Here is a 24473-nt window from a genome sequence, read left to right as displayed (position 1 = left end):
ACGTGATGCCTACTCCCCAGTCCTCGATTCTCTCGATGCTGCACGGACGTGCCAGCATGCGCCCCGACGACGTGGCCTTCACGTTCACCGATTACACCTCCGATCCGGAGGGCGTAGACGAGACCCTGACGTGGTCGCAGTTGTCACGCCGGACGATGAACGCGGCACGCGAGATCAGCCTTCACGGTTCGGTCGGTGACCGTGCGGTGATCCTGGCTCCGCAGGGCCTCGAGTACATCGTGGCGTTCCTCGGTTCCATGCAGGCCGGATTCGTGGCGGTACCCCTCCCCACGCCTCATCGCGGCTCGAGTCATGACCGCGTGAGTGCGGTCTTCATGGATACGAAGCCTTCGGTTGTTCTGACAACGTCCGCGGTGGCCGAGGATGTCGGCGATTACGTGGATCAGTCACGGATGAACACTGCGCCGAAGCTCGTTGCAGTCGATTCGTTGAACCTGGACGTCGAGGTCGGAGCCGACGGGTTCGACGGTGGCACAACGGAGTTCCCCGCCACGGCATATCTGCAGTACAGCTCGGGTTCTACCCGGCTGCCGACTGGCGTGATGATCTCGCATCGCAACCTGCAGGTGAATTTCGAGCAGTTGATGCGCGGCTTGTTCGCGGATGCGAACGCCAAGACCTCGACCGGTATGACCATCGTTTCGTGGCTGCCCTTCTACCACGACATGGGGTTGGTGCTGGGTGTCTGCGCGCCCATACTAGGCGGCTTCTCCGCGGCCCTGACGAGCCCGCTGGCTTTCTTGGAAAAGCCGGCCAGATGGGTCCGAGCACTCGCTGAGAATCCGAACGCCTTTTCTGCGGCGCCCAACTTCGCCTTCGACCTGGCCGCCCGCAAGACAAAAGACGCGGACCTCGCCGGGCTCGACCTCGGCGGGGTACTGGGCATCGTCAACGGCGCCGAGCGCGTCGAACCGGCCACCCTGGAACGTTTTACAGATCGGTTCGCCCACTTCAACTTTCGCGATCATATGCTGCGACCGTCATACGGACTGGCCGAGGCCACCGTGTTCGTGTCCACCGGCACGTGGAGTGAGGCGTCGGAGCCGGCTCACTTCGACGTCGATGAACTGTCCGCGGGCCGGGTCCGGCGGTGTGCGGCCGGAGCCGGCTCTGCGCTGGTCAACTACAAGCTGCCGCAGTCACCGGTCGTGCGCATCGTCGACGCCGATACGCACACGGAATGCCCGCAGGACGTGGTCGGCGAGATCTGGGTCCACGGCGACAATGTCGCGGCCGGGTACTGGAGCAGGCCACCGGAGGAGCAGCAGCGCTTCGGTGCCACGCTCGCCGACCCGACGGCCGGCACGCCTGGCGGACCGTGGTTGAAAACCGGTGATCTGGGCTTCGTCTCAGAGGGTGAGCTGTTCGTCGTCGGGCGCATCAAGGATCTGCTGATCATCCGCGGGCGCAATCATTATCCCGAGGACATCGAGGCCACGGTCCAGCAGATCACCGGCGGCCGGGTCGCGGCCATCTCGGTTCCGGTGAACAGTACCGAGAAGCTGGTCACCGTCATCGAGCTCAAGAAGCGAGGCGAGTCCGCGGTCGAGGCGGGGCACTGGCTGACCACGATCAAGAGCGATGTCACCTCGGCGATATCGAATGAGCACGGTTTGAACGTCGGGGATCTCGTCCTGGTGCTTCCCGGGTCGATCCCCACGACCACCAGCGGCAAGATCCGCCGCGCGGCCTGCGCGGAACAGTATCGACAGGACGAATTCGCTCGGTTGGACGCCTGAGCGCTGACCTACTACAACCCGACGAACCCCACGACGACGAGCACGCAGCCGACGGTGGCCACCACCGCGGCGACTTTGCGGTGACGTTGTGTCTGCAGCCAGTCGTGCAAGCCCGCCAGGGTGGCGCGGGTGCGTTCCGGGGCGACCAGGTAGGAGATCAGCGGAATTTCCACGAGTCCGAACGCCACCACGTTGAACAGCAGTAGGGCGCCCACCTGGGTGGCCGCCGCGGCGCCGGAGGCGACGATGAGCGCGAGCGCGGCGAGATAGTCGACCGACGGTAGTGCGATGCCCAGACCCGCGACGCTCGCCGTCCACAGTGAGTGGCCGCCCAGCAATTGCCGGATACGGGCCATGAGCGGTCCGGGTTCCCGGTCGGGTCTGGGCCCCAGCATGCTCGCCGGCCTCCCCGTTGCCAGGACAGCCGCAGCCACCAGTGCCAGTGCGCCGACCGCGAGCTGTACTCGGGGAAGCGTGAAATGGGCCGAACCCAGGGCGGGCCGCAGGATGAACAGCACGACCGTGCCGACCGCGGTGCCCATCGCGAAACCGCCGATGAGGAATGCCAACAGTTGTAGCAGTGGTCGCGGCCGGTTGAGCATCACGATTGTCATACCGATGCGGAAGGGCTCCAGGCTGACGGCGGCGGCCATCACCAGAAGCGGAATCCACATGATGGGAGCCAACGTACCGCCCGGGGTCCGACCGGTGTTCGGCACGCATCTCGGCGGTGTAGGAGCAGGCGGGTGAGGGGTGAGCGGGCGCTGTGTGAAGATGGAGGTGTTATGAGTGCAACAGAACTGAGCCCGACCTCATTGCGTGAGGCGTTCGGCCATTTCCCGTCCGGTGTCATCGCGATTGCTGCCGAGGTAGAGGGCGCTCTGGTCGGCTTGGCTGCCAGCACCTTCGTGCCGGTGTCGCTGGACCCGCCGCTGGTGTCGTTCTGCGTGCAGAACTCTTCGACCACCTGGCCCAAGCTCAAGGATCTCCCGTCGCTGGGGATCAGCGTGCTGGGCGAAGCCCATGACGACGCGGCCCGCACCCTGGCCGCCAAGACCGGCGACCGGTTCGCCGGGCTGGAGACCGAGTCGCGCGAATCCGGCGCGGTGTTCATCCACGGAACCAGCGTGTGGCTGGAGAGCGCCATCGAGCAGTTGGTGGAGGCCGGCGATCACACCATCGTGGTGCTGCGGGTCAGCGATATCACGGTCAACGCCGACGTGGCGCCGATCGTGTTCCACCGCAGCACGTTCCGCCGCTTGGGCGGCTAGTCCACGGCTAACCCCGCCGGTTACGGGCGTTCGGACAGTTCCTCGCGATAGCGTGCGATGCGCTGTTCGATCTCGCCGGCGTCGGACGTTCGGCCCTCCTTGCGGGCCAATTCGGCGCGCAAGGACAGCTCCCGGATTGCGGTCCGAATATCGTTGATGCTCTGGGTATGTCCCATGCTCATCGAGCCGCCTTTCGATGTTGATTGGCTGCTTACGACGAGCCTACGCGGTCGGCCGCGTTTCCGGCCCGGCTTGGCATTCCTCGGAAGGCTTTGCGCGGTCAGGGCTACGTTGGAGGTATCACCAGCTTCCACCGATAGGGGTTTCCATGGCCTCGAACACATCGTCGGACAGTTTCTCGGCCCGTGACCGGCTGGCAGTCGACGACACCAGCTACCAGATCTACCGGCTCGACCGTATCGACGGCTCGGCGCGGTTGCCCTACAGCCTGAAGGTGCTGCTGGAGAACCTCGTTCGCAATGAGGACGGGCGGTTGGTGACGGCCGAGCAGGTCAGCGCACTGGCCGCGTGGGACCCGGCTGCCGGGTACGGCCGGGAGATCGCCTACACACCTGCGCGGGTGTTGATGCAGGACTTCACCGGGGTGCCGTGTGTGGTCGATCTGGTGGCGATGCGCGACGCGATAGCCGAACTGGGCGGGGACACCCTGCGGATCAACCCGCTGTGCCCGACCGAGCTGGTGATCGACCACTCGGTGATTGCCGACGTCTTCGGGCGCGCCGACGCCTTCAAGGTCAACGCCGAGCTGGAGTTCGAGCGCAATGCCGAGCGCTACCAGTTGCTGCGCTGGGGACAGCAGGCGTTCGACGATTTCAGCGTGGTCCCGCCCGACACCGGGATCTGCCACCAGGTCAACCTGGAATACCTGTCCCGGGTGGTGTTCACCAGAGAGGGCGGAGAAGGTGCTGAGTTTCCCGTGGCCTACCCGGACACGCTGGTGGGCACCGACTCGCACACTCCGATGGTCAACGGCCTGGGCGTGCTGGGCTGGGGCGTGGGTGGCATCGAGGCCGAGGCGGCCATGCTCGGCCAACCGATGAGCATGCTCATCCCACAGGTGCTCGGCCTGAAGCTGACCGGCGAGCTGCAACCGGGAACCACCGCCACCGACCTGGTGCTGACGGTGGCCGAACTGCTGCGGCAAACCGGTGTGGTGGGCAAGTTCGTCGAGTTCTACGGACCCGGGGTGGCCAACGTGCCCCTGGCCAACCGGGCCACCATCGGCAATATGAGCCCCGAATACGGGGCCACCTGCGCGATTTTCCCGATCGACGCCATCACCCTGGACTATCTGCGGCTGACCGGCCGCAGTGAACACCGGATCAAGCTGGTCGAGGCCTATGCCAAGGAGCAGGGCCTGTGGCACGACCCCGGCCACGAGCCGGAATTCTCGCGCACCCTCGAACTGGACCTCGGCAGTGTGGAACCGTCGATCGCGGGCCCGAAGCGGCCGCAGGACCGCATCCCGCTGCGAGCGGCACCGCACGCGGTCAGCGCGCTGCTCAAGGGCGCCGAGACCACCGCGCAGGCGCTGTCGCCGCTGGACGAGGCCTCCGCGGGGTCGTTCCCGGCTAGCGACCCGATCGCCTTCGGCCAAAGCCGAGCCGAGGGTAAACCACGAATACCGTGTGGCTGCGGCAAGATCCACGACTGGCCTTCTACGCCGGTGTCGGTCGAACTCGCCGACGGCACTGCCACCGAGCTGGACAACGGACATGTGGTGATCGCGGCGATCACGTCCTGCACGAATACGTCGAACCCGTCGGTGATGGTGGGGGCCGCGCTGCTGGCCAAGAAGGCGGTGGAGAAGGGCCTGAGCCGCAAACCGTGGGTCAAGACATCGCTGGCCCCGGGTTCCCGGGTGGTCACCGACTATTACGAAAAGTCGGGATTGACACCATATTTGGATAAGTTGGGGTTCAACCTGGTGGGATACGGGTGTACCACCTGCATCGGCAACTCCGGGCCGTTGATCCCCGAGGTAAGCACGGCGGTGACCGACAACGACCTGACGGTGTGCGCGGTCTTGTCGGGCAACCGCAACTTCGAGGGCCGGATACACCCCGAGACCAAGATGAACTTTCTGGCCTCACCTCCATTGGTGGTGGCCTACGCGCTGGCCGGCAGCCTGCACGTCGACCTGCTGAACGAGCCGTTGGGCACCGGCAGTGACGGTCAGCCGGTCTATCTGCGCGACATCTGGCCCACCGATGCCGAGATCGACGACGTGGTGAACAAACACCTGAAAGCGGAGATGTTCGCCAAGAGCTATTCCGACGTGTATGCCGGCGATGAGCGTTGGCTCTCGCTCCCGGTTCCCGAAGGCGATACCTTCCAATGGGATTCCGAGTCGACGTACGTGCGCCAACCCCCGTACTTCGACGGCATGACCCGCGAGCCGGAACCGCTCACCGACATCACCGGCGCCCGGGTGCTGGCCAAGCTGGGCGACTCGGTCACCACCGACCACATCAGCCCGGCCGGCTCCATCAGACCCGACTCGCCAGCCGGAAAGTACCTGTCCGCCAAGGGGGTTGCCCGCAAGGACTTCAACTCCTACGGGTCTCGGCGCGGCAACCACGAAGTGATGATCCGGGGTACCTTCGCGAATATTCGGCTGCGCAACCAATTGGCCCCGGATACCGAGGGCGGGTGGACCGTCGACTTCACCGCGGCCCCCCAAGACGGGAAAGCGCCGATCACCTCGATCTACGACGCATCGGTGAACTACGCCAAGACACACACTCCGTTGGTGATCCTCACCGGCAAGGAGTACGGCTCAGGTTCCTCGCGTGACTGGGCCGCCAAGGGCACGCTGTTGCTCGGGGTGCGGGCAGTGATCGCGGTGTCCTATGAGCGCATCCACCGTTCCAACCTGATCGGGATGGGTGTGCTGCCGCTGCAGTTCCCCGACGGGCAGAACGCGGACTCGCTGGGGCTGACCGGCCAGGAGACCTTCGACATCGTGGGCGTGGACGCGCTGGCCGACTCGATCCCCGACACCGTGCACGTGCGGGCCGGCGGCGTGGAATTCGATGCGGTGCTGCGGATCGACACCCCGGCCGAGGCGGACTACTACCGCCACGGCGGCATCATGCAATACGTGCTGCGCAAACTGCTCAATTGAGCACTACTTCGACACCGGAAGGAGCTCCGATGACTGATGCCATCTACCACCCCACTACTCCCGAGATCGCGGCTCGCCGAAAGGAACTCGCCCCGCACACCCATGAGGCGTTCGAGGCATTCAGCCGTGCGGTGTTCGCCGAGGGAGCGCTGCCGGAGAAGACCAAACAGCTGATCGCGGTTGCCGTCGCCCACACCACCCAGTGTCCCTACTGCATCCAGGGTCATGCCAGGCTTGCGCGCCGCAAGGGCGCCAGTGACGAGGAGATCATGGAAGCCGTCTGGGTGGCCGCCGAGATGCGCGCCGGCGGCGCATACGCGCACTCGACGATTGCGCTGGGCGAGCTTGCAAAGTAGAGGAGCATTGGGCATGACCAAGAAAAAGGTTCAGGTGCGCCGCGTCTACGACGATCCCGATGCCGATGACGGCAATCGCGTGCTGGTAGACCGGATCTGGCCGCGTGGCATGACCAAGGAGAAGGCTCACCTCGACGAGTGGTGTAAAACCGTGGCGCCCTCGACCGAGTTGCGCAAGTGGTACAACCACGACCCGGACCGGTTCGATGAATTCGCGCGGCGCTACCGCGAGGAGTTGACCGAACCGGAACGGGCCGAGGCGTTTGCGCATCTTCGGGTGCTGGCGAAGGAGCCGAAGAATCTGACTCTGCTCACCGCCAGTAAGGCTGTCCACATCAGCGAGGCCACCGTGCTCGCCGAACTATTGGGCTGAGTGCAGCCGGCTAATGCCCGTGCCCGCTGGGCCAGCGCCTACCGCCTGAACAGCTTGTTGCCCAACCACACAATCGGGTCGTACCGATGCCCGGCGACACGCTCCTTCATCGGGATGATGGCGTTGTCGGTGATGGTGATGTGCTCGGGACATACCTCGGTGCAGCACTTGGTGATGTTGCACAGCCCCAGGCCGGCCTCGTCCTGGGCCAGATCACGGCGATCCTCGGTGTCGAGGGGATGCATCTCCAACTCGGCCAACCGGATGAAGAACCGCGGGCCGGAGAACGCCGGTTTGTTCTCCTCGTGGTCACGCATCACGTGGCAGACGTTCTGGCACAGGAAGCACTCGATGCACTTGCGGAATTCCTGGCTGCGCTCGACGTCCTCCTGCTGCATCCGGTACTCGCCGGGCTTCAGATCCTTGGGCGGCGTGAATGACGGGATCTGACGTGCTTTTTCATAGTTGAAGGACACGTCGGTCACCAGGTCGCGCATCACCGGGAATGTCCGCATGGGCGTGATGGTGACGGTTTCGTCCGGGTCGAAGGTCGACATCCGGGTCATGCACAGCAGCCGAGGGCGGCCGTTGATCTCTGCTGAGCAGGATCCGCACTTGCCGGCTTTGCAGTTCCACCGCACCGCCAGATCGCCGGCCTGGGTGGCCTGCAGTCGGTGGATGATGTCGAGTACCACCTCGCCGTCGTTCACCTCGACGGTGTAGTCCTGCAGTCCGCCTCCGGTATCGTCGCCTCGCCAGACCCGCAGTTTCGCGTTGTAGGCACTCATGCTCAGCCCTTCCGATCGGGGTGCTCGGCCAATTCCTGCTCGGTGTAATACTTTTCGAGTTCGGAGAGCTCGAACGTGGCCAGCAGGTCCTCCCGCATGGGTAGCTGCTGCTCCGGCGTCACGGTCACGTCCGGCACCACCTGATCCTCGCCGACGGTTCGGCACACCAGCAGGGTGTGGCGCCAGTCCGCGTCCATGTCCGGGTAGTCGTCGCGGGTGTGCCCGCCCCGGCTCTCGGTCCGGGCCAGGGCGGCCTTGGCGACGCACTCGCTGACCAGCAGCATGTTGCGCATGTCGATGGCCAGGTGCCAGCCCGGGTTGAAGACGCGACCGCCCTCGACGCTGACATTGTGCACGCGGGTCCGCAGCTCGGCGAGCTTGGCCAGTGCTTCCTCGATCTCTTCGGACTTGCGGATGATGCCGACCAGGTCGTTCATGCACTGCTGCAGCTCGGCGTGCAACGTGTACGGATTCTCCGGATTGGCGTGAGATTCGAACGGAGACAACGCCAGTTCGGTGGCCTCGACCAGGGCGGCCTCCGATACCGTGGGTCGCTCGGACAGCGCCTGCACGTAGTCGGCCGCGCCGAGACCGGCCCGACGGCCGAACACCAGCAGGTCGGACAGCGAGTTGCCGCCCAGCCGGTTCGAGCCGTGCATGCCCCCCGAGCATTCGCCTGCCGCGAACAATCCGGGAGTGTCCGCGCCACCGGTGTCGGGATCGACCTCGATGCCGCCCATCACGTAGTGACAGGTGGGGCCGACTTCCATCTCGTCCTTGGTGATGTCGACCTCGGCCAGCTCCATGAACTGGTGATACATCGACGGCAACCGACGCTTGATCTCTTCGGTGGTCATGCGCGAGGCGATGTCGAGGTAGACCCCGCCGTGTGGTGAGCCGCGGCCGGCCTTGACCTCGGCGTTGATGGCGCGGGCCACCTCGTCGCGGGGGAGCAGGTCAGGCGTGCGCCGCGCGGAGTCGTTGTCCTTGAGCCACTGGTCGGCTTCTTCCTCGGTCTCGGCGTACTGGCCTTTGAACACCGCGGGGATGTAGTCGAACATGAACCGCTTGCCCTCGGAGTTCTTGAGCACTCCGCCGTCACCGCGGACACCCTCGGTCACGAGGATGCCCTTGACCGACAGCGGCCAGACCATTCCGGTCGGGTGGAACTGGATGAACTCCATGTTGATCAAGCTGGATCCGGCGCGCAGTGCCAGCGCGTGGCCGTCGCCGGTGTACTCCCAGGAATTGGACGACACCTTGAACGACTTGCCGATACCGCCGGTGGCCAGCACGATCGCGGGGGCCTCGAACAGCACGAAGTTGCCGGTCTCGCGGTAGTAGCCGAACGCGCCGGCAATACGGTCGCCATCTTTGATCAGGTCGGTGATCGAGCACTCGTGGAAGACCTTGATCCGGGCCTCGTAGTCACCGAGTTCCTTCTTGTCTTCCTGCTGGAGCGACACGATCTTCTGCTGCAGCGTGCGGATGATCTCCAGGCCGGTGCGGTCACCGACGTGGGCCAGTCGCGGGTAGGTGTGTCCGCCGAAGTTGCGCTGGCTGATCCGGCCGTCCTTGGTCCGGTCGAACAGCGCGCCGTAGGTCTCCAGCTCCCACACCCGGTCGGGGGCTTCCTGCGCGTGCAGTTCGGCCATCCGCCAGTTGTTGAGGAACTTGCCGCCGCGCATGGTGTCACCGAAGTGCACCTGCCAGGAGTCCTTGGTGTTGACGTTGCGCATCGCCGCGGCGCAACCGCCCTCGGCCATCACGGTGTGGGCCTTGCCGAACAACGACTTGGTCACCACCGCCACCCGCAGGCCGCGTTCGCGTGCCTCGATCACGGCGCGTAGTCCGGCCCCGCCGGCACCGATCACGACTACGTCGTAAGTGTGCCGTTCTAGTTCACCCATGGAAATACCCCACTCGCCCTTTCACGTGTATGTGCTTGTCGGCCTGTGAATTCAGCCGGCCGGCTAGCCGATGAACCTGAGATCGGAGATGGTGCCGCTGGCCACCAACATGATGTAGAAGTCGGTGAGCATCAGGGTGCCCAGCGTGATCCAGGCGAACTGCATGTGGCGGGTGTTGAGCTTGCTCACCTGTGTCCATATCCAGTACCGGACAGGGTGTTTGGAGAAATGCTTGAGGCGGCCGCCGGTGACGTGCCGGCACGAGTGGCAGGACACCGTGTAGATCCACAACAGGATGACGTTGCCGACCAGGACGATGTTGCCCAGCCCGAATCCGAAGCCGGAGGGCGAATGGAACGCGACGATCGCGTCGTAGGTGTTGAGCAGTGAGATGAGCACCGCGACGTAGAAGAAGTACCGGTGCATGTTCTGCATGATCAGTGGAAGGCGGGTCTCCCCGGTGTATTTCGCGTGTGGCTCGGCCACCGCGCAGGCGGTCGGTGACTGCCACACCGACCGGTAGTACGCCTTGCGGTAGTAGTAGCACGTCAGCCGGAACGCCAACAGGAACGGCAGTGAGATGAACGCCATGGGGATGAACCAGGGCAGCTCGCCCACCCACTGGCCGAGGTGGCTGGATCCGGGCGCACACGCCGTGCTGACGCACGGCGAGTAGAAGGGCGTCAGGTAGTGGTAGTCCTCTACCCAGTACGCGCTGCCCCAGAACGCCCGGATCGTCGCATAGATGACGAACGCCGCGAGCCCCAGATTGGTGAGTAGCGGTGCCTGCCACCACCGGTCGGTCCGTAGGGTGCGTTGGGGGATCTGCGCTCGTGTGGACGAGAAGACCCCCGTCGCACGACGGTCAGCGGTGGGTGCGCTCACGGTTCCCTTTCTGAGGTTCAGTTGTTTTCTCGGGCGTCAGACGCCCGTGGGCTCAGCGATATCCGCCGAGGCCCTCGTCGGCGACGTCCTGCCAGAACTCGCTCGCGTATTGGGTGTCGGGGATGCCGATCTTCTCGCGGGTCTGTTCTTGGCGTGTGACGCCGTGACGCATCTCCAACTCTTCGGCGTCGATGTCCAACCGTTGGATGTCGTTGAGGATCCGTTCGGCGTCGTTGACCACGCGGCGCATGGCGGGGGAATCCCCGTACTTCGACGCCAACGAGGTGACGCAGCGACGCATGTCGCCGATCAGGGTGTGCAGTTCAGAGAACTCGGTAGTGGTGGACAAGTGACCTCCTCGGGCTGAAGGTGTCAGGGCTCACAGTACGACACCCAATGCTAGCCACATCACGATCGGGACGTGATGCACATCACGTCGAGCCGGTTGGTCTCTGCACGTCGGAGGATGAATTCCGGGGCTGGGTCGTACTGTGGTTTTCGCTGGCTTCGCGACCGGCGAACGGATCATCGGAGTACCTGGAGGGCCTAATGAGTGAGACGACGCTGCAGGAGCGGGCTGCTGCGCTGCTGGCGATGCACCAGCCCGGCAACCCCGTCGTGTTGCCTACGATCTGGGACGCGTGGTCGGCCCGGCTGGCCGTCGCCGAGGGGTTCTCCGCGCTCACGGTGGGCAGTCACCCGCTGGCGGATTCCATCGGCAAGGCCGATGGCGAGGTGATGTCGTTCGACGACCTGCTGACCCGGGTGCGCCAGATCATCGACGCGGTCGACGTGCCCGTTTCGGTCGATATCGAGTCCGGCTACGGTGAGCGGCCGGAGCGGCTGATCGAGGGGTTGCTCGACGTCGGCGCGGTCGGATTCAACCTCGAGGACACCGTGCACAAGGAGGGCAAGCGGCTGCGCAGCCCGGCCGAGCATGCCGAGTTGGTGAGACAACTGCGCGCGGCGGCCGACGCCGCGGGCGTGCATGTGGTGATCAACGCGCGCACCGACCTCTTCTTGCGCAAGGACGGAGACGTGGCGGATCGGGTGGACCGCGCGATCGCCCGGCTGACCGAGGCGGCCGCGGCGGGTGCCGATTCACTGTTCCCGGCCGGCCTGAGTGATCCGGAAGGCTTGGCGCGCTTCGTTTCCGAGGTGCCGTTGCCGGTCAGCGTGACCGTTCCGGCCGATAGCGCCGACCTCGCCACGTTGGCCGAACTGGGCGTGGGACGCATCACCTTCGGGCCGTTCCTGCAGGCTGCGCTGAGCGTGCGGGCCAAGGAGATCCTGCGGCGCTGGCGGTAACCACGCCGATCAGCCGCGTCAGTCCGGCGTTTTACGCGAACTGCCGGTTCTCGGCGGGTGATCTGTGCCAATAATGGCGCACTGACATGTCGAGTAGGTGGGATGCGGCGATGAGCAGGCGCACAAGAAGCGCGGTGACACTGGTAGCGGCTGGCGGGGTGGTGCTGGGCGGGATCGGCGCGGCACCGGCCGGGGCGACGACGATGGTGCCCTTGTCGAATTCCATCCGGGGGTGCGATTTCACGAAGGCGTTGTTTCTCGGTGGTATGGGCTCGGGTACCGGCTCTGGCCGGGCCAGCATCGGCGCCGACGGCTCTCACGTAGGCGCCGAGGTGTCCTTGCAATCGGCCAGGCCCGACGCCGACTACCGGGTCAGGCTGATCCAGCTGCCACGGCCGTCGGTGGCGACGTGCGATGTCGGAGATCCGGGTGTGGCGGGCGCGGTGCTGCACACCGACGCCGGCGGGACGGCGACCGTCACGGTCGCCGGACCGCTGAGTTCGGATGCCACGCAGGCCTGGGTGGTGGTCGAGGGTCCTCCGGCGCCGGGACGCATTCGCGGTGACGTCTACACCTCGGACTACCCGGTGACACTCTGACCCCACTGAATACCAACGGATTTCGACGCATCACCGGAGGCGGACGCGGACAGCCAGCGCCGCGCACCCGATGACTGCGGCGCCTCCGAGCACCGTCGACCAGGTCAGCCGTTCGTGCAGTAGCAGGGCGGCCCAGCCGAGGGTGAGTACCGGTTGGACCAATTGCACCTGGCTCACCTGGGTCATCGGCCCGATGGCCAGGCCGCGGTACCAGGCGAAGAAGCCCAGATACATGCTGACGGCCGCGAGGTAGCCGAACGCCGCCCACTGTGCCGGCGTCGCATCCGGCGGTTGCTGCACGACGGCCAGTGCGGCCAGGCCCAGCATCACCGGCGCCGCGATCACCAGGGCCCAGGACACGGTCTGCCAGGCGCCCAGTTCCCTGGCCAGTAACCCGCCTTCGGCGTACCCGACGGCCGCAGCGAGGACCGCCCCGAACAGCAGCAGGTCCGGCCAACTCAGGTGGCCGAGTCCGGCGCCGTGCACCATGGCGAACACCATGGCTGCCACGGACCCGGCGGCGGCCAATGCCCAGAACGCGGCCGGCGGGCGCTCGTGTCCGCGCAGCACCGCGCAGACCGCGGTGGCGGCCGGAAGCAGGGCGACCACGATGGCGCCGTGGCTGGCCGGGACGACCGTGAGCGCATAGGAAGTCAGTAGCGGGAACCCCGCGACGACGCCGGCCGCCACCACGGCCAACCGTGCCCACTGCTGGCCCCGGGGCAGTGCCTGCCGGGTCAGGGACAGGGCGGCGCCCGCGATGGCCGCGGCGACGACAGCGCGTCCGGCACCGATGAACAGCGGCGACAGTCCGCCGATGGCAATCTTGGTGAACACGATGGTGAACGAGAAGGCCGTCACGCCCAGCAATCCCCACCACAACCCTGAGTGGGATAGCGCAGACGAACTCTTTTGAGTAGCGCTACTCTGTATTAACATGGATAACGATAGCACTGAGCGGATCGTGTCCGGCCTGCAAAAGTGGATCGCCACGGCGCCGCCGGGTGCGCAGCTACCGTCCAACCGCGCTCTGGTGGCGGAATATGCAGCCAGCCCGGTGACGGTGGCCAAGGCCATGCGCACGCTGCGCAGCCTGGGTCTGGTGGAGAGCCGTCCGGGTGTCGGGACGTTCGTGCGGGCAGTGCGCAGCGCGCGCCTACCCGACTATGGCTGGCAGACCGCGGCGCTGCGGTCCCCCCAGGCGCGGATCCCGGCGTGGTCGACGCCGCTGCGCGGTGTCGCACCTGATGTGATCGCGTTGCACTCGGGTTATCCCGTCCGCGAACTGCTTCCTCAGCGGCTGGTCCGCACCGCAGTCGCGCGGGCTGCCCGGGGGGACGCCGCGCTGAGCCCGGCGCCCGCACCCGGCCGTCCCGACCTGCAGGCCTGGTTCGCCCAGGAACTGGCCGAGGCGTTCGGCGCAGGCGTGACGGCGCCGACGGCACGTGAGGTGATCGTGCTGCCGGGGAGTCAGAGCGGTCTGAGCTCCGTCTTTCGGGCCCTGGTCGGGTTCGGGCAGCCGATGTTGATCGAATCGCCCAGCTACTGGGGGGCCATTCTGGCGGCGGCCCAGTGCGGTGTGCGGTTGGTGCCGGTGCCGAGCGGGCCGAGCGGGCCTGAGCCCCAAGAACTTTCGCGCGCGTTCGCCGAAAGTGGGGCCCGGGTGTTCTACGCCCAACCGAATTTTGCCAATCCGACTGGTGCCCAATGGAATCCAGAACTGGCCGGCCAGGTGCTCGAGGTGGTGCGCAGTCACGGCGCCTTCCTGATCGAGGATGACTGGGCGCATGACTTCGGCATCGACTCGGCGTCCCGGCCGGTGGCGGCATCGGACGACGCGGGCCACGTCATCTATCTGAGGTCGCTGACCAAGAGTGTGTCGCCGTCGATCCGGGTCGCCGCGATGGTGGCCAGAGGTCCTGCGCGCGACCGGATTCTTGCCGATCGCGGAGCGGAGTCGATGTATGTCAGTGGGTTGTTGCAGACCGCTGCGCTCGATGTGGTGACCCAGCCTGCCTGGCGAACTCACCTACGCGACCTGCGTCAGCAGTTGCGGGCCCGGCGTGACCTGCTGATCGCCGCGCTGGCCGAGCATGCACCCGGCGCCCAGTTGGAGCAGGTGCCCCGCGGCGGTCTGCACCTGTGGCTGCGACTGCCCGATGCGATCGACCTGCAGCGCCTGGTGCGTGAGTGTGAGGCGGAGTCGGTGCTGGTCGCGGCGGGCAATGAATGGTTTCCCGCCGAGCCGTCGGGGCCGTACCTGCGACTCAACTACTCCGGGCCCGATCCGCAGCGCTTCGACGAGGCTGCCCGGGTCATCGGCCGGGCGCTGGCGCAGCAGTCGGGCTGACCGGCGCACCGCGCCGCAATCTCACATGCGCGCCGCGCGGGCCGTGAGCACACCGTGACGGGCGATTCACACAGGGCGACATTTCGGCAACTTCAGGTTCCTAACCTCGCCGTATGTCGTCAACACAGAACGTCGTGGTCATCGGACACGGCATGGTGGGACACCGCTTCGTCGAGGCATTGCGGTCCCGTGACGCCGAGGGCACCTGGCGGGTGACCATCTTGTCCGAGGAAGTCGAGGCCGCCTATGACCGGGTCGGTCTGACCGGTTACACCGAGCACTGGGACCGGGGTCGGCTGGCCCTGCCCGGTAACGACTATGCCGGTGATGACCGGGTCGACCTGCGGTTGGGCTGTGCTGTCGCCGAGATCGACCGGCAGGCCCGCACGGTGCGCACCGCGACCGGCGAGACCTTCGACTACGACGCACTGGTGTTGGCCACCGGTTCGTACGCGTTCGTGCCGCCGGTGCCCGGCCACGACCTGCCGCACTGCCACGTCTATCGCACGCTGGACGATCTGGATGCCATCCGGGCCGGAGCTCTGGCCGCGCTTGACTCGAAGACACCGGTCGGTGCGGTGATCGGTGGCGGTCTGCTCGGGCTGGAAGCCGCGAATGCCTTGCGCGCGTTCGGGTTGGAGACCCACGTGTTGGAGATGTCGCCGCATCTGATGGCGGCTCAGATGGACCCGGCCGGCGGTGCATTGTTGAACCGGATGATCCGGGGCCTGGGCATCAAGGTGCACACCGGAGTCAGCACCGAGAGCATCCAACCGGTGCAGCGGCACAAGCCGCTGAAGAAATCCCAGAACGACGACTCGGTGCGGGTGTCGCTCAACGACGGCAGCAGCGTCGTTGCCAGCGTGGTCGTGTTCGCGGCCGGGGTGCGTCCGCGCGACGAGCTGGCTCGTCAAGCGGGACTCGACATCGCGCAGCGCGGCGGTGTGATCACTGACTTGTCGTGTGTCACCAGCGATCCCAGCATCTATGCGATCGGCGAGGTGGCCGCGATCGAGGGCCGGTGTTACGGCTTGGTGGGCCCCGGCTACACCAGTGCCGAGGTGGTCGCCGACCGCCTGCTCGGCGGTGCCGCCGAGTTCCCCGAGCCCGATATGTCCACCAAGCTCAAGCTGCTCGGCGTGGACGTGGCCAGCTTCGGTGATGCCCAGGGGCGGACGCCCAACTGCCTGGACGTCGTGGTCAATGATCCGGTAAAGAACACCTACGCCAAGCTGGTCCTCTCCGATGACGCCAAGACGCTGCTCGGCGGCATCCTGGTCGGTGACGCGTCGGCCTACGGGGTGCTGCGTCCGATGGTCGCCAGCGAGCTGCCCGGCGATCCGCTGTCGTTGATCGCACCGGCCGCTGAAGGTGCGGCTGGGGCCTCTGCTCTCGGTGTGGGTGCCCTGCCCGACATCGCGCAGATCTGCTCCTGCAACAACGTGACCAAAGGCGACCTCAAGGAAGCCATCTGCGGTGGCTGCGACGATGTGCCCAGCCTGAAGAAGTGCACGTTGGCCGGAACCTCGTGCGGCTCTTGCGTGCCGCTGCTCAAGCAACTGCTGGAGGCTGAGGGCGTCGAGCAGTCCAGGTCGTTGTGCGAGCACTTCAGCCAGTCGCGGGCCGAACTCTTCGAGATCGTCAGTGCCACCGAGATCCGGACCTTCTCCGGTCTGATCGAGCAGTTCGGTACCGGAAAGGGTTGCGACATCTGCAAACCCACCGTCGCATCGATCCTGGCGTCCACCAGCTCCGACCACGTGCTGTCCGGTGAACAGGCCTCGCTGCAGGACTCCAACGACCATTTCCTGGCCAACATCCAGAAGAACGGCAGCTACTCGGTGGTGCCGCGGTCGCCCGGCGGTGAGATCACCCCTGAGCAGCTGATCCTGATCGGTGAGATCGCAAGGGATTTCGATCTCTACACCAAGATCACCGGCGGACAGCGCATCGACATGTTCGGTGCGCGCGTCGACCAGCTGCCCGAGATCTGGCGGCGACTGGTCGAGGGCGGCATGGAATCCGGGCAGGCGTACGGCAAATCGCTGCGCACCGTGAAGAGTTGTGTGGGCAGCACCTGGTGCCGTTACGGGCAACAGGATTCGGTGAACATGGCCGTCGAGATCGAGAAGCGTTACCGGGGCCTGCGCGCTCCGCACAAGATCAAGATGGCCGTCTCGGGGTGCGCACGCGAATGCGCGGAGGCGCAGAGCAAGGATGTCGGCATCATCGCCACCGAACAGGGCTGGAATCTCTACGTGTGCGGCAACGGCGGCATGTCGCCACGCCACGCCCAGTTGCTCGCCGGTGATCTCGATGACGAGACGCTGATCCGCTACATCGACCGCTTCCTGATGTTTTACATCCGAACCGCTGACCGCCTGCAAAGGACGGCCCCCTGGTTGGAAGCTCTTGATGGCGGGCTCGACCACCTCCGCGAGGTGGTGTGCGACGACTCTCTCGGCCTGGCGGCCGAGTTCGAGTCGGCCATGGAGCGCCACGTCGCCGGCTACGCCTGCGAGTGGAAGGGCGTGCTGGAGGACCCGGAGAAGCTGTCGCGCTTCGTCTCGTTCGTCAATGCGCCTGACGTGGACGATCCGACGATCACGTTCACCGAGCGGGCCGGCCGGAAGGTGCCGGGCGCTACGGACTTCGCGCCCGCGAGGAGCGCAACAGAACTGGGTATGCCGGCGATCATCCAGGAGGCGAAATGACACTGCTAGACGACGGCACGGACGTGTACAACCCCCCGTTCTCGGGATGGACGACAGCCTGTCGCTATGACTTTCTGATGCCCTGCCGGGGCGTCGCGGTGCTGCTGCCCGACGGTTCGCAGGCGGCGCTGTTCCGTCTCGATGACGGCTCGTTGCACGCGGTGGGCAATGTCGACCCGTTCTCCGGTGCGGCGGTGCTGTCCCGGGGGATCGTGGGTGATCGTGGTGGGCGTGCGACGGTGCAGTCGCCGATCAAGAAGCAGGCCTTCGCACTCGATGACGGTCATTGCCTTGACGACACCGCCGTGGCGATACCGGTGTACCGGACCAGGGTCACGCCCGGCGGGTTCGTTCAGCTCGCGGCTTGATCGGCCGCCCGGCTCCAGTGGGCGTCACGCCCCTGGAGCCTGCGGCGTTCCACGGCGCCGCGTCGTTCGAGCACCGTCAGGTTGCGGTACACCGACTCGATGACGATCGGTGCACGGAAATGCTCATGCATGTCGTCGCGTAGCTGTGCGGTCGTCATCGGCCGGGATGTGCGCTCCAGAGCGTTCAGCAGGTGTTCACGCAGACGTTCGGCCGGGACCCGGTTACCGGGCCGCACGGCCGAATACGCCGCCGTGGCAGGCAGCGCCCACCGTCGTTGTCACCTGCACTTTTACCTGAACCCCCGCCGAATCGCCCGATGCTCGCGACAACGATAGCTGAGTTTTCGACCCGGATCTGACACGGCGAGTCGCCGGCAAACGATGGGAAAGTTTGTTCCCGCGTCAACTAGCTGTACAGGTGTGGTTCAGGTTGAGGATTTGCCAGAATTGCGGCGTCGGTGGAATTGGCCGAACGTATGACGAACCTCTCGCTGGCTAACTAGAATTGTTCGCTGGGATGTGTTTAGACTCCCGCGGAGGGAAGCGTCATCGGAGGGCTGACAAGGGATGTTCGGGCGTTGGGTCTTGAGTCTGGTGGGGGCGGCAGCGATGCTGGGCGCACTTGGGGCAACGTTGGTGCCCCTGGATTTGACTGCCGTGGATCGTGCCGGTGAACCCATTCCGTGCGGTAACGGAGTGGCCCCGGATTACCGCGTTGCCGCCCAGCAGGACCGGCTGAACCTGGATCAACACACGCTCGCCGGCCCGGGATGCATGGCCAGCGATTACGTCGAGCAATGTTCTGCGTTGGTCGATACGCGACGATCGGCGACCTTCTCGGTCGCCGGTACGGGCGGAGCGCTCATGTTGGCGGGTTGGGTCGGGCCGCTCGTGGTGCGGTCGATCCGGCTACGCCGCGGCCGGCAGGCTCAGCACCCCGGCGCGGCGGAAGCGGTTCGCAATCAACCGGACCATGCCGGGGTGGGTGCCCAGTGGCTCGCTCACGAGGTCGGCGCCGGATTCACGCAGCCGGTCCTGGAACAGCCCGTCGGCGAGCAGGTAGGAAGCCACAGCTATGCGGCGATGGCCGCGGCTGCGCTGCGCGGCGACAGCTTCGGCAACGCTGGGCGCACCGGTCGCGGCAAAGGCCAGTTCCACGCGATCGCCGGTCATCGCTGACAGCAGCGCGGCGGCGCGCCGGAGGTCCGATTGGGCATTTCTGTCCGAGGTGCCGGCTGCCGCGAGGATGACTGAATCGCCTGGCCGCCAACCTGATTCGATCAGACGATCGGCGAGAACCCGGACCGTTCCCGGGCAGGGGCCGAGCGGTTTGGTGACGGTGACGGCGGGGTGCTCACTGGCCGCCACCTCGGCGGGCACGTCGACCCGGACGTGATACCCGGCGGCCAGGAAGGCGGGCACCACCACCGCCGGGCAGTTTGTCGGCAGGGACGCCAGAACCTCGCTGGGCGTCGGCCCCACGACGTCGACGAACGAGACGTGCACCGGCCGACCCAGCAGGTCGGCCACCCGCGCGGCGAGATCGCCGATCGTCGCCACACCGCCCGCCTTGCGGGTTCCGTGGGCTACCAGGACCAGGCTCATTGTGCGCGGACCATCTCGGTGTCGTCGACGGTCAGCCGGTAACCCCGCTTGACGACCGTCGACACGATGTTTTTGTCTCCCAAGGCAGTACGAAGCCTCAGTACCGCTGTCTCCACGGCGTGGGTGTCGGTGCCGGTGCCCGGTAGCGCGCTGAGCAGATCGAATCGCGACACCACCGCGCCGGGTCGGTGTGCCAGGGCCCGGATGGTCGCCATCGAGGCCGGGGACAGTGACTTGACGATGCCGTCGACCAGAACGCAGGTGCCCCGGATCTCGAGCGTGTGCCCGGCGACCCGGACGGTCCGTGCCTGCAGCAGTGGCAGCTCATCGGTGATGTGACGGGCCAAGGCGCCCAACCGCATTCGTTCCGGTGCTGAGGTCGGGACCCCGAGCCGGACCAGCGGCCGTGCGGTGACCGGTCCGACGCACATGGCGTGGACGTCGGTACGCAACGCTGACAGCACCCGGTCGGCGATATCCATCTCGGTGGCCCGCATCAGGACCGAAGCCACCGCCATGGCGGAGGTGAAACTCACCGCGTCGAAACGCCGTTCGGCGATCCCGGTGACCATCTGGTCGAATTCGCCGTCCCGCGGCGCGGGATGCCAGCGATAGACCCGGATCGGCACCACTTCGGCACCCGCATTCCGGAGCTCGTCGAGGAACTCGGGGAACGGGTCCCATTCGTCGGTGGCCCCGTGCAGCTGCACGGCGATCCGTTGCCCCGCCACACCCTGCTCGATGAGGTAGCGCAACACCTCCCGGGAGGATTCCGATTCCGGTGACCACTCCTCGGGCAGGCCTGCGGCCCGCAACGCCCCGGTGGCTTTCGGGCCGCGGGAGACGATGCGGGCCTTACCCAGCGCGTCGGTGAGTTCGGTGGCCAAGCCCCACCCGTCTGCCGCAGCGAACCAGCCGCGGAAGCCGATCCCGGTGGTCGCCACCACGACGTCCGGCGGCGCGTCGATCAGCGACGCGGTATGGGCGCGCAACTCGTCGTCGTCGGGCAGCGGAACCATCGTGATGGCGGCCGCACTGGTCACCGTCGCGCCACGCCTCGTCAGCAGCGCGCCCAGCTCGTCGGCACGTCGGGCGGAGGTCACCGCCACACGAAAACCCGTGAGCGGTGCCCAGTCGGGCTCGGTCATGGGACCAGTGAATGCACTCCGTGTTTCCAAGTGATTACCCGGCCATTGCCGAGGCATGTCGGTCTTCCGGGGCCGTTGTGACGCCCGTCGCAGCAGGCCGGCGGACGTAACGGAACCAGGTGCACGCCGAAGCCAAGACGTAGAAGGCCAGGAAGATCCAGAACGCTGTTGTCGCCGATCCACTGGAGAGATAGGACTGGCGAAGCGCCAGGTTGATACCCACACCGCCCAGGGCGCCGATCGCTCCGGCGAATCCGATCAGCGCACCCGACATCGACTGAGACCACCGCTGCCGCTCATCCTCGCTGACCGGCAGGGAGTAGCTGCGGGCCTCGAAGATCGACGGGATCATCTTGTAGACCGAGCCGTTGCCCAGTCCGCTGAGCAGGAACAGGGCCACGAAGCCGATGACGTAGCCGATCATCGTCAGGCTGTTTGCCGCACCGGCGGTGTGATCGTCGAACATGCTGATCGCGACCAGCATTCCGGCCGCCAGGATCATGCCGCCGAACACTGCCAGGGTCACCCGGCCACCGCCGACGCGGTCGGCCAACTTGCCGCCGTACACCCGGGACAGTGAGCCGAGCAGCGGGCCGATGAAGGCGATCTGCGCGGCATGCAGGGATGCCTGCGCCGGAGTCTGGCCACCGGCGGTGAAGTTGATCTGCAAGACCTGGCCGAAGGCGAACGCGAAACCGATGAATGATCCGAAGGTGCCGATGTAGAGCAGCGAGATCACCCAGGTATCACGCTCTGCCAGAATGGCTTTCATCGCACCGAGGTCGATCTTGTGCTGCTCGAGGTTGTCCATATAGAGCGCCGCACCGATGCCGGCCACGGCCAGCGCCACCAGGTAGACGGCGCATACCCAGTACGGTGCCCGGTTGCCCGCGGTGGCGATCACCAGCAGACCGACCAACTGGATCATCGGTACACCGATGTTGCCGCCGCCGGCGTTCAGGCCCAGTGCCCAGCCCTTGAGTCGTTGCGGGTAGAAGGCGTTGATGTTGGTCATAGAGGACGCGAAGTTGCCGCCGCCGAAGCCGGCCAGGGCCGCGCAGAGCAGGTAGGGCCACAGCGGCAAGCCGGGGTTGGCCAGCAGCACCATGGTTCCCACCGTGGGGATCAGCAGGACGAACGCGGAGAACGCGGTCCAGTTGCGGCCACCGAACGTGGCGGTGGCCAGCGTGTAGGGGATACGTAGGCATCCGCCTACCAGGGTGGCGGTGGCTCCCAACAGGAACTTGTCCCCAGCGGTGAAGCCGTACACGGCCTCGGGCATGAACAGGACCATGACCGACCAGATCGACCAGATGGAGAAGCCGACGTGCTCGGCGAACACCGACCAGATCAGATTCCGGCGTGCGATGTACTTGTTTCCAGATTCCCAGGCCAACGTGTCTTCGGGATCCCAGTTGGTGACGCGCTTCGACTTCCGCAGAGTGGGCATGGCGCACACGCTAGGAAACGTTTATTGCCCGGATGCGCCGTGCGGTGACCCGGCCGTGAAATTCCGCTCACCTGCGCTGCGGCACTGGTGTGAGCGTGTGCTTTCCGGTGGTTACCAGACGTCCCCGTCGCGCCAGTCGCAGGTGATCTCGGCTGTGGTGTCGAGTTCCAGGCCGGCCGGCAGATCGACCGGCAGCACGAACAGCGACCGGTCGTCCTCGGGGGTGCGCGTGACGCCGGCAGGTCGCAGCACCGAAGTGTGGCCCTGCCAGGGCACCCAGCCGCGGGAGAGGTACATGTCCCGCGCGATTTCCGATGAGCTGAGCGCGCCGAGTTGGTAGGCGCCGCGCAGGACCTGCTCGACGGCGTCCATGACGGCGGTGGCCAGGCCCTGGCCACGCCAATCTTCGCGTACCGCCACGGCTTCCACGTAGCCGCAGCGCAGTGCGGTGTCGCGGTAGATCAGGCGGCGCTGAACCACGGCGGCATGGGCGATGAGGGCGCCGTGATGGCAGATAAACGCGTGCATTCCGCCGAGCGAGTGCTCCCAGTCGGCATCCGTAAAGGCACCCTCGAAGGCCTCGATGACCATGCGTCGGGCGCCCTCGCGGGTCTCGTGGTCGAGATCGGAGGTGTGAACCAGACGCGCGGTGTGCAGGATCCCGCCTCGGACAGACGGCGAGCTGACATCCTGGAAAGACACACCCATGTTCTACCAGCGACGCGCGCCGGTGTCTCTACGTTGCGCGCCGTCCAGCGTGAAGACTGAGCTCCCCGGGCGCCGTTTTCCACACCTGGGTCGTCGATCGCCGGGATCGCAACCCTGACGTAGAAAATGACGACGGGAACGGACCAGGCGTTAGCCTTCGAACGGCCGGCGAGGGTGCGCCCAGTGCAACCGGACGGTCTGCCCGGGGCGAACCTGGCCCAGCTTGTCGATGTCCTCGTCGGTCACCACACCGATCACCGGATAGCCGCCGGTCACCGGGTGGTCGGGTCCGAGGATCACCGGAAAACCGTTGGGTGGTACCTGGATTGCCCCGCGGGTGGCGCCCTCGCTGGGCAGCTGGCGGTCCGGCCAGCGGTAGTCGAGCGGCATGCCGACCAGGCGCATTCCCACCCGGTCGCTGCGGGTGGTCACCAGCCAGTTGGTCCGGACCAGGACGTCGGGGTCGACGAACCAGTCGTCGCGGGGGCCGGGCACCACGTTCAGTTCCAGCACGTCGCCGCTGATCGAAGCGACCGGGGCCTGGTCGGTCTCGGGCAGGTCGGCCGTGTGCTCACCGACCGGCAGGATGTCACCGGCTTGCAGCGGCGCCGGGCCGATCGCCGACATCACGTCATAGCTCCGTGACCCCAGGACCGGTTCGACGGCGATGCCGCCGCGGACGGCCAGGTAACTGCGCAGTCCCGATTGTGGAGCGCCCAGCGAGATCACCTCACCGTCACGAACATGGTGAATACTATTGGTGCCGAACGGAATACCGTTGACTGCCGGGTCCGTGTCGGCGCCGGTGACGGCGATGGAGATGTCCCCGCCGACCACCCGGGCCGAGAACCCGCCGAACATCACCTCGATGGTGGCGTGTTCGCCGGGGTTGGCGACCAGCCGGTTGGCCAATGTGTGGGACCGCCGATCGGCCGCCCCTGAGCGGGTGACGCCGAGATGGGCCATGCCGGGGCGGCCGAGATCCTCGACCAGAGCGAGAGGTCCCGTGCGCAGCACTTCCAATGTCGTCATGATGTCCTCCTCGCCGACTAGCCGATGGCCCGGAACTGCACCCACGCACCCGGGGCGAGCAGTGCGGGTCGGTCCCGATGTACGTCGAACATCACCGCGTCGGTATGTCCGATCAACTGCCAGCCGCCGGGCGACTGCCGTGGGTAGATGCCGCTGAACTCGCCGGCCAGTGCCACCGCCCCGGGCGGGACGCTGGTGCGGGGCTCGGCTCGGCGCGGCACGTGTAGTCGTGCGTCACCGCCGACGAGGTAGGCGAATCCGGGGGCGAACCCCATGAACCCGACCTGCCACGGGCTGCCGGTATGTGCCTTGACCACCTGTTCCGGGGTCAGTCCGGTCAGCGTCGCGACGTCGTGCAGGTCAGCGCCGTCGTAGACCACGTCGATGGTCACGTCGGCCTCGCCGACCCGGCGGACCGCGGCTGACCCTGGTTGCAGTCGCAACTTGCCCAGGCGTTGCCGCGTGGGTGCCTGGTAGCGGGGATCGGCCAGCTTGATCAAGATCGTGCGTGACGCCGGCACGATATCGACCACGCCGAGCAGTTGGGCCGCCGTGAGAGTGGCGGTCCACGCCAAAACATCGGCAGTGCTGTCGAACTCGAGCAGCAGAGCCTGATCGCCATAGTCGCGAGCGGTACCGGGGTTCAAGCTGGGTCCCGTCGCGTCCATCACCTCTGATGTCACACTCATGACCTGAAGCT

Annotated in this window: 24 protein-coding genes; 10 read left to right on the top strand and 14 right to left on the bottom strand. The window is 66.3% G+C overall.

Annotated elements, in window-relative coordinates; all coding sequences use genetic code 11:
- Positions 1 to 5 precede the first annotated feature (5 nt).
- Complete coding sequence (locus G6N44_RS16050; RefSeq protein WP_163665602.1) at positions 6 to 1760, top strand: AMP-binding protein; 1755 nt, start codon at positions 6 to 8, stop codon at positions 1758 to 1760.
- Between the two features lie 11 nt (positions 1761 to 1771).
- On the opposite strand, the gene G6N44_RS16045 is transcribed toward G6N44_RS16050, so the two are convergent.
- Complete coding sequence (locus tag G6N44_RS16045) at positions 1772 to 2434, bottom strand: GAP family protein (RefSeq protein ID WP_163665600.1); 663 nt, start codon at positions 2432 to 2434, stop codon at positions 1772 to 1774.
- A 111-nt stretch (positions 2435 to 2545) separates the two neighbouring features.
- Between G6N44_RS16045 and G6N44_RS16040 the strand changes: the two genes are divergently transcribed.
- On the top strand, positions 2546 to 3031 hold the full coding sequence (locus tag G6N44_RS16040) for a flavin reductase family protein (protein ID WP_163665598.1): 486 nt from the start codon (positions 2546 to 2548) through the stop codon (positions 3029 to 3031).
- A 20-nt stretch (positions 3032 to 3051) separates the two neighbouring features.
- Here G6N44_RS16040 and G6N44_RS29080 read toward each other — a convergent pair whose 3' ends face one another.
- Complete coding sequence (locus tag G6N44_RS29080) at positions 3052 to 3213, bottom strand: hypothetical protein (protein ID WP_170309402.1); 162 nt, start codon at positions 3211 to 3213, stop codon at positions 3052 to 3054.
- A gap of 146 nt (positions 3214 to 3359) precedes the next feature.
- On the opposite strand from G6N44_RS29080, the gene G6N44_RS16035 reads away from it, so the two are divergent.
- The 3 genes from G6N44_RS16035 to G6N44_RS16025 are packed head-to-tail and all read left to right on the top strand — an operon-like array spanning position 3360 to position 6908.
- Positions 3360 to 6179, top strand: coding sequence for an aconitate hydratase (locus tag G6N44_RS16035; RefSeq protein ID WP_163665596.1), 2820 nt, complete (start codon positions 3360 to 3362; stop codon positions 6177 to 6179).
- Between the two features lie 29 nt (positions 6180 to 6208).
- Positions 6209 to 6535, top strand: coding sequence for a carboxymuconolactone decarboxylase family protein (locus tag G6N44_RS16030; protein WP_163665594.1), 327 nt, complete (start codon positions 6209 to 6211; stop codon positions 6533 to 6535).
- 13 nt (positions 6536 to 6548) lie between these two features.
- Positions 6549 to 6908, top strand: a complete 360-nt coding sequence (locus G6N44_RS16025) for a DUF488 domain-containing protein (RefSeq protein WP_163665592.1) — start codon at positions 6549 to 6551, stop codon at positions 6906 to 6908.
- Between the two features lie 38 nt (positions 6909 to 6946).
- On the opposite strand, the gene G6N44_RS16020 is transcribed toward G6N44_RS16025, so the two are convergent.
- The 4 genes from G6N44_RS16020 to G6N44_RS16005 all read right to left on the bottom strand — a co-directional run bounded on the left by G6N44_RS16020 (position 6947) and on the right by G6N44_RS16005 (position 10840).
- A complete protein-coding gene (locus G6N44_RS16020; RefSeq protein ID WP_163665589.1) occupies positions 6947 to 7696 on the bottom strand; it encodes a succinate dehydrogenase/fumarate reductase iron-sulfur subunit in 750 nt (249 codons plus the stop codon).
- A gap of 2 nt (positions 7697 to 7698) precedes the next feature.
- A complete protein-coding gene (locus tag G6N44_RS16015) occupies positions 7699 to 9606 on the bottom strand; it encodes a fumarate reductase/succinate dehydrogenase flavoprotein subunit (protein WP_163665587.1) in 1908 nt (635 codons plus the stop codon).
- 63 nt (positions 9607 to 9669) lie between these two features.
- Positions 9670 to 10491 carry a succinate dehydrogenase subunit SdhC gene (locus G6N44_RS16010; protein ID WP_163665586.1) on the bottom strand — a complete coding sequence of 274 codons (822 nt, stop codon included), beginning with the start codon at positions 10489 to 10491 and terminating at the stop codon, positions 9670 to 9672.
- Positions 10492 to 10543: 52 nt separating this feature from the next.
- The gene (locus G6N44_RS16005; protein WP_163665584.1) at positions 10544 to 10840 is read right to left on the bottom strand and encodes an Rv0250c family protein; all 297 of its coding nucleotides are present in this window, start codon (positions 10838 to 10840) and stop codon (positions 10544 to 10546) included.
- A 200-nt stretch (positions 10841 to 11040) separates the two neighbouring features.
- Here G6N44_RS16005 and G6N44_RS16000 point away from each other — a divergent pair, with 200 nt between their 5' ends.
- Positions 11041 to 11799, top strand: a complete 759-nt coding sequence (locus tag G6N44_RS16000; protein WP_163665582.1) for an isocitrate lyase/PEP mutase family protein — start codon at positions 11041 to 11043, stop codon at positions 11797 to 11799.
- A gap of 110 nt (positions 11800 to 11909) precedes the next feature.
- Positions 11910 to 12398 (top strand): hypothetical protein, encoded by a 489-nt coding sequence (locus G6N44_RS15995; protein ID WP_163665580.1) that lies wholly within the window; start codon positions 11910 to 11912, stop codon positions 12396 to 12398.
- 30 nt (positions 12399 to 12428) lie between these two features.
- Here the strand turns inward: G6N44_RS15995 and G6N44_RS15990 are convergent, their stop codons facing one another.
- A complete protein-coding gene (locus tag G6N44_RS15990; protein ID WP_163665578.1) occupies positions 12429 to 13337 on the bottom strand; it encodes a DMT family transporter in 909 nt (302 codons plus the stop codon).
- Between G6N44_RS15990 and G6N44_RS15985 the strand changes: the two genes are divergently transcribed.
- The 3 genes from G6N44_RS15985 to nirD all read left to right on the top strand — a co-directional run bounded on the left by G6N44_RS15985 (position 13336) and on the right by nirD (position 17830).
- Positions 13336 to 14748, top strand: a complete 1413-nt coding sequence (locus tag G6N44_RS15985) for an aminotransferase-like domain-containing protein (protein WP_163665575.1) — start codon at positions 13336 to 13338, stop codon at positions 14746 to 14748. The two genes, G6N44_RS15990 and G6N44_RS15985, sit on opposite strands and share 2 nt — an antisense overlap.
- A 113-nt stretch (positions 14749 to 14861) precedes the next feature.
- Positions 14862 to 17462 (top strand): nitrite reductase large subunit NirB, encoded by a 2601-nt coding sequence (gene nirB, locus G6N44_RS15980; protein WP_235682749.1) that lies wholly within the window; start codon positions 14862 to 14864, stop codon positions 17460 to 17462.
- Complete coding sequence (gene nirD, locus G6N44_RS15975; RefSeq protein ID WP_163665573.1) at positions 17459 to 17830, top strand: nitrite reductase small subunit NirD; 372 nt, start codon at positions 17459 to 17461, stop codon at positions 17828 to 17830. Before nirB ends, nirD begins: the two co-directional genes overlap by 4 nt.
- Here nirD and G6N44_RS15970 read toward each other — a convergent pair.
- The 7 genes from G6N44_RS15970 to G6N44_RS15940 all read right to left on the bottom strand — a co-directional run bounded on the left by G6N44_RS15970 (position 17815) and on the right by G6N44_RS15940 (position 24462).
- Entirely contained in the window at positions 17815 to 18066 is a 252-nt protein-coding gene (locus G6N44_RS15970; RefSeq protein ID WP_163665571.1) for a transcriptional repressor, read from the bottom strand. The genes nirD and G6N44_RS15970 overlap by 16 nt on opposite strands.
- A 673-nt stretch (positions 18067 to 18739) precedes the next feature.
- Entirely contained in the window at positions 18740 to 19435 is a 696-nt protein-coding gene (locus tag G6N44_RS15965) for a sirohydrochlorin chelatase (RefSeq protein ID WP_163665569.1), read from the bottom strand.
- On the bottom strand, positions 19432 to 20583 hold the full coding sequence (locus G6N44_RS15960; protein ID WP_163665567.1) for a uroporphyrinogen-III synthase: 1152 nt from the start codon (positions 20581 to 20583) through the stop codon (positions 19432 to 19434). Before G6N44_RS15960 ends, G6N44_RS15965 begins: the two co-directional genes overlap by 4 nt.
- 34 nt (positions 20584 to 20617) lie before the next feature.
- The gene (locus tag G6N44_RS15955; RefSeq protein ID WP_170309453.1) at positions 20618 to 22024 is read right to left on the bottom strand and encodes a nitrate/nitrite transporter; all 1407 of its coding nucleotides are present in this window, start codon (positions 22022 to 22024) and stop codon (positions 20618 to 20620) included.
- 120 nt (positions 22025 to 22144) lie between these two features.
- Positions 22145 to 22735 (bottom strand): aminoglycoside N-acetyltransferase AAC(2')-Ib, encoded by a 591-nt coding sequence (gene aac(2')-Ib / locus G6N44_RS15950; protein ID WP_163665564.1) that lies wholly within the window; start codon positions 22733 to 22735, stop codon positions 22145 to 22147.
- Positions 22736 to 22891: 156 nt separating this feature from the next.
- A complete protein-coding gene (locus G6N44_RS15945) occupies positions 22892 to 23773 on the bottom strand; it encodes a 5-oxoprolinase/urea amidolyase family protein (protein WP_276039609.1) in 882 nt (293 codons plus the stop codon).
- Positions 23774 to 23790: 17 nt separating this feature from the next.
- Positions 23791 to 24462, bottom strand: coding sequence for a 5-oxoprolinase subunit B family protein (locus G6N44_RS15940; protein ID WP_179964392.1), 672 nt, complete (start codon positions 24460 to 24462; stop codon positions 23791 to 23793).
- Positions 24463 to 24473 lie beyond the last annotated feature (11 nt).

Origin of the sequence: Mycolicibacterium alvei, assembly GCF_010727325.1 — a bacterium.
Classification (GTDB): Bacteria; Actinomycetota; Actinomycetes; order Mycobacteriales; family Mycobacteriaceae; genus Mycobacterium; species Mycobacterium alvei.
The sequence above is the reverse complement of the archived record's forward strand: the minus strand, read 5'-3'. Positions and strand labels throughout refer to the sequence as shown.

Excerpts from the sequence above, each read along its gene's own strand:
- G6N44_RS16050 (WP_163665602.1), top strand. The coding sequence starts at position 6 with ATGCCTACTCCCCAGTCCTCGATTCTCTCGATGCTGCACGGACGTGCC.
- G6N44_RS16045 (WP_163665600.1), bottom strand. The coding sequence starts at position 2,434 with ATGTGGATTCCGCTTCTGGTGATGGCCGCCGCCGTCAGCCTGGAGCCC.
- G6N44_RS16040 (WP_163665598.1), top strand. The coding sequence starts at position 2,546 with ATGAGTGCAACAGAACTGAGCCCGACCTCATTGCGTGAGGCGTTCGGC.
- G6N44_RS29080 (WP_170309402.1), bottom strand. The coding sequence starts at position 3,213 with ATGAGCATGGGACATACCCAGAGCATCAACGATATTCGGACCGCAATC.
- G6N44_RS16035 (WP_163665596.1), top strand. The coding sequence starts at position 3,360 with ATGGCCTCGAACACATCGTCGGACAGTTTCTCGGCCCGTGACCGGCTG.
- G6N44_RS16030 (WP_163665594.1), top strand. The coding sequence starts at position 6,209 with ATGACTGATGCCATCTACCACCCCACTACTCCCGAGATCGCGGCTCGC.
- G6N44_RS16025 (WP_163665592.1), top strand. The coding sequence starts at position 6,549 with ATGACCAAGAAAAAGGTTCAGGTGCGCCGCGTCTACGACGATCCCGAT.
- G6N44_RS16020 (WP_163665589.1), bottom strand. The coding sequence starts at position 7,696 with ATGAGTGCCTACAACGCGAAACTGCGGGTCTGGCGAGGCGACGATACC.
- G6N44_RS16015 (WP_163665587.1), bottom strand. The coding sequence starts at position 9,606 with ATGGGTGAACTAGAACGGCACACTTACGACGTAGTCGTGATCGGTGCC.
- G6N44_RS16000 (WP_163665582.1), top strand. The coding sequence starts at position 11,041 with ATGAGTGAGACGACGCTGCAGGAGCGGGCTGCTGCGCTGCTGGCGATG.
- G6N44_RS15995 (WP_163665580.1), top strand. The coding sequence starts at position 11,910 with ATGAGCAGGCGCACAAGAAGCGCGGTGACACTGGTAGCGGCTGGCGGG.
- G6N44_RS15985 (WP_163665575.1), top strand. The coding sequence starts at position 13,336 with ATGGATAACGATAGCACTGAGCGGATCGTGTCCGGCCTGCAAAAGTGG.
- G6N44_RS15990 (WP_163665578.1), bottom strand. The coding sequence starts at position 13,337 with ATGTTAATACAGAGTAGCGCTACTCAAAAGAGTTCGTCTGCGCTATCC.
- nirB (WP_235682749.1), top strand. The coding sequence starts at position 14,862 with ATGTCGTCAACACAGAACGTCGTGGTCATCGGACACGGCATGGTGGGA.
- nirD (WP_163665573.1), top strand. The coding sequence starts at position 17,459 with ATGACACTGCTAGACGACGGCACGGACGTGTACAACCCCCCGTTCTCG.
- G6N44_RS15965 (WP_163665569.1), bottom strand. The coding sequence starts at position 19,435 with ATGAGCCTGGTCCTGGTAGCCCACGGAACCCGCAAGGCGGGCGGTGTG.
- G6N44_RS15960 (WP_163665567.1), bottom strand. The coding sequence starts at position 20,583 with ATGACCGAGCCCGACTGGGCACCGCTCACGGGTTTTCGTGTGGCGGTG.
- G6N44_RS15945 (WP_276039609.1), bottom strand. The coding sequence starts at position 23,773 with ATGACGACATTGGAAGTGCTGCGCACGGGACCTCTCGCTCTGGTCGAG.
- G6N44_RS15940 (WP_179964392.1), bottom strand. The coding sequence starts at position 24,462 with ATGAGTGTGACATCAGAGGTGATGGACGCGACGGGACCCAGCTTGAAC.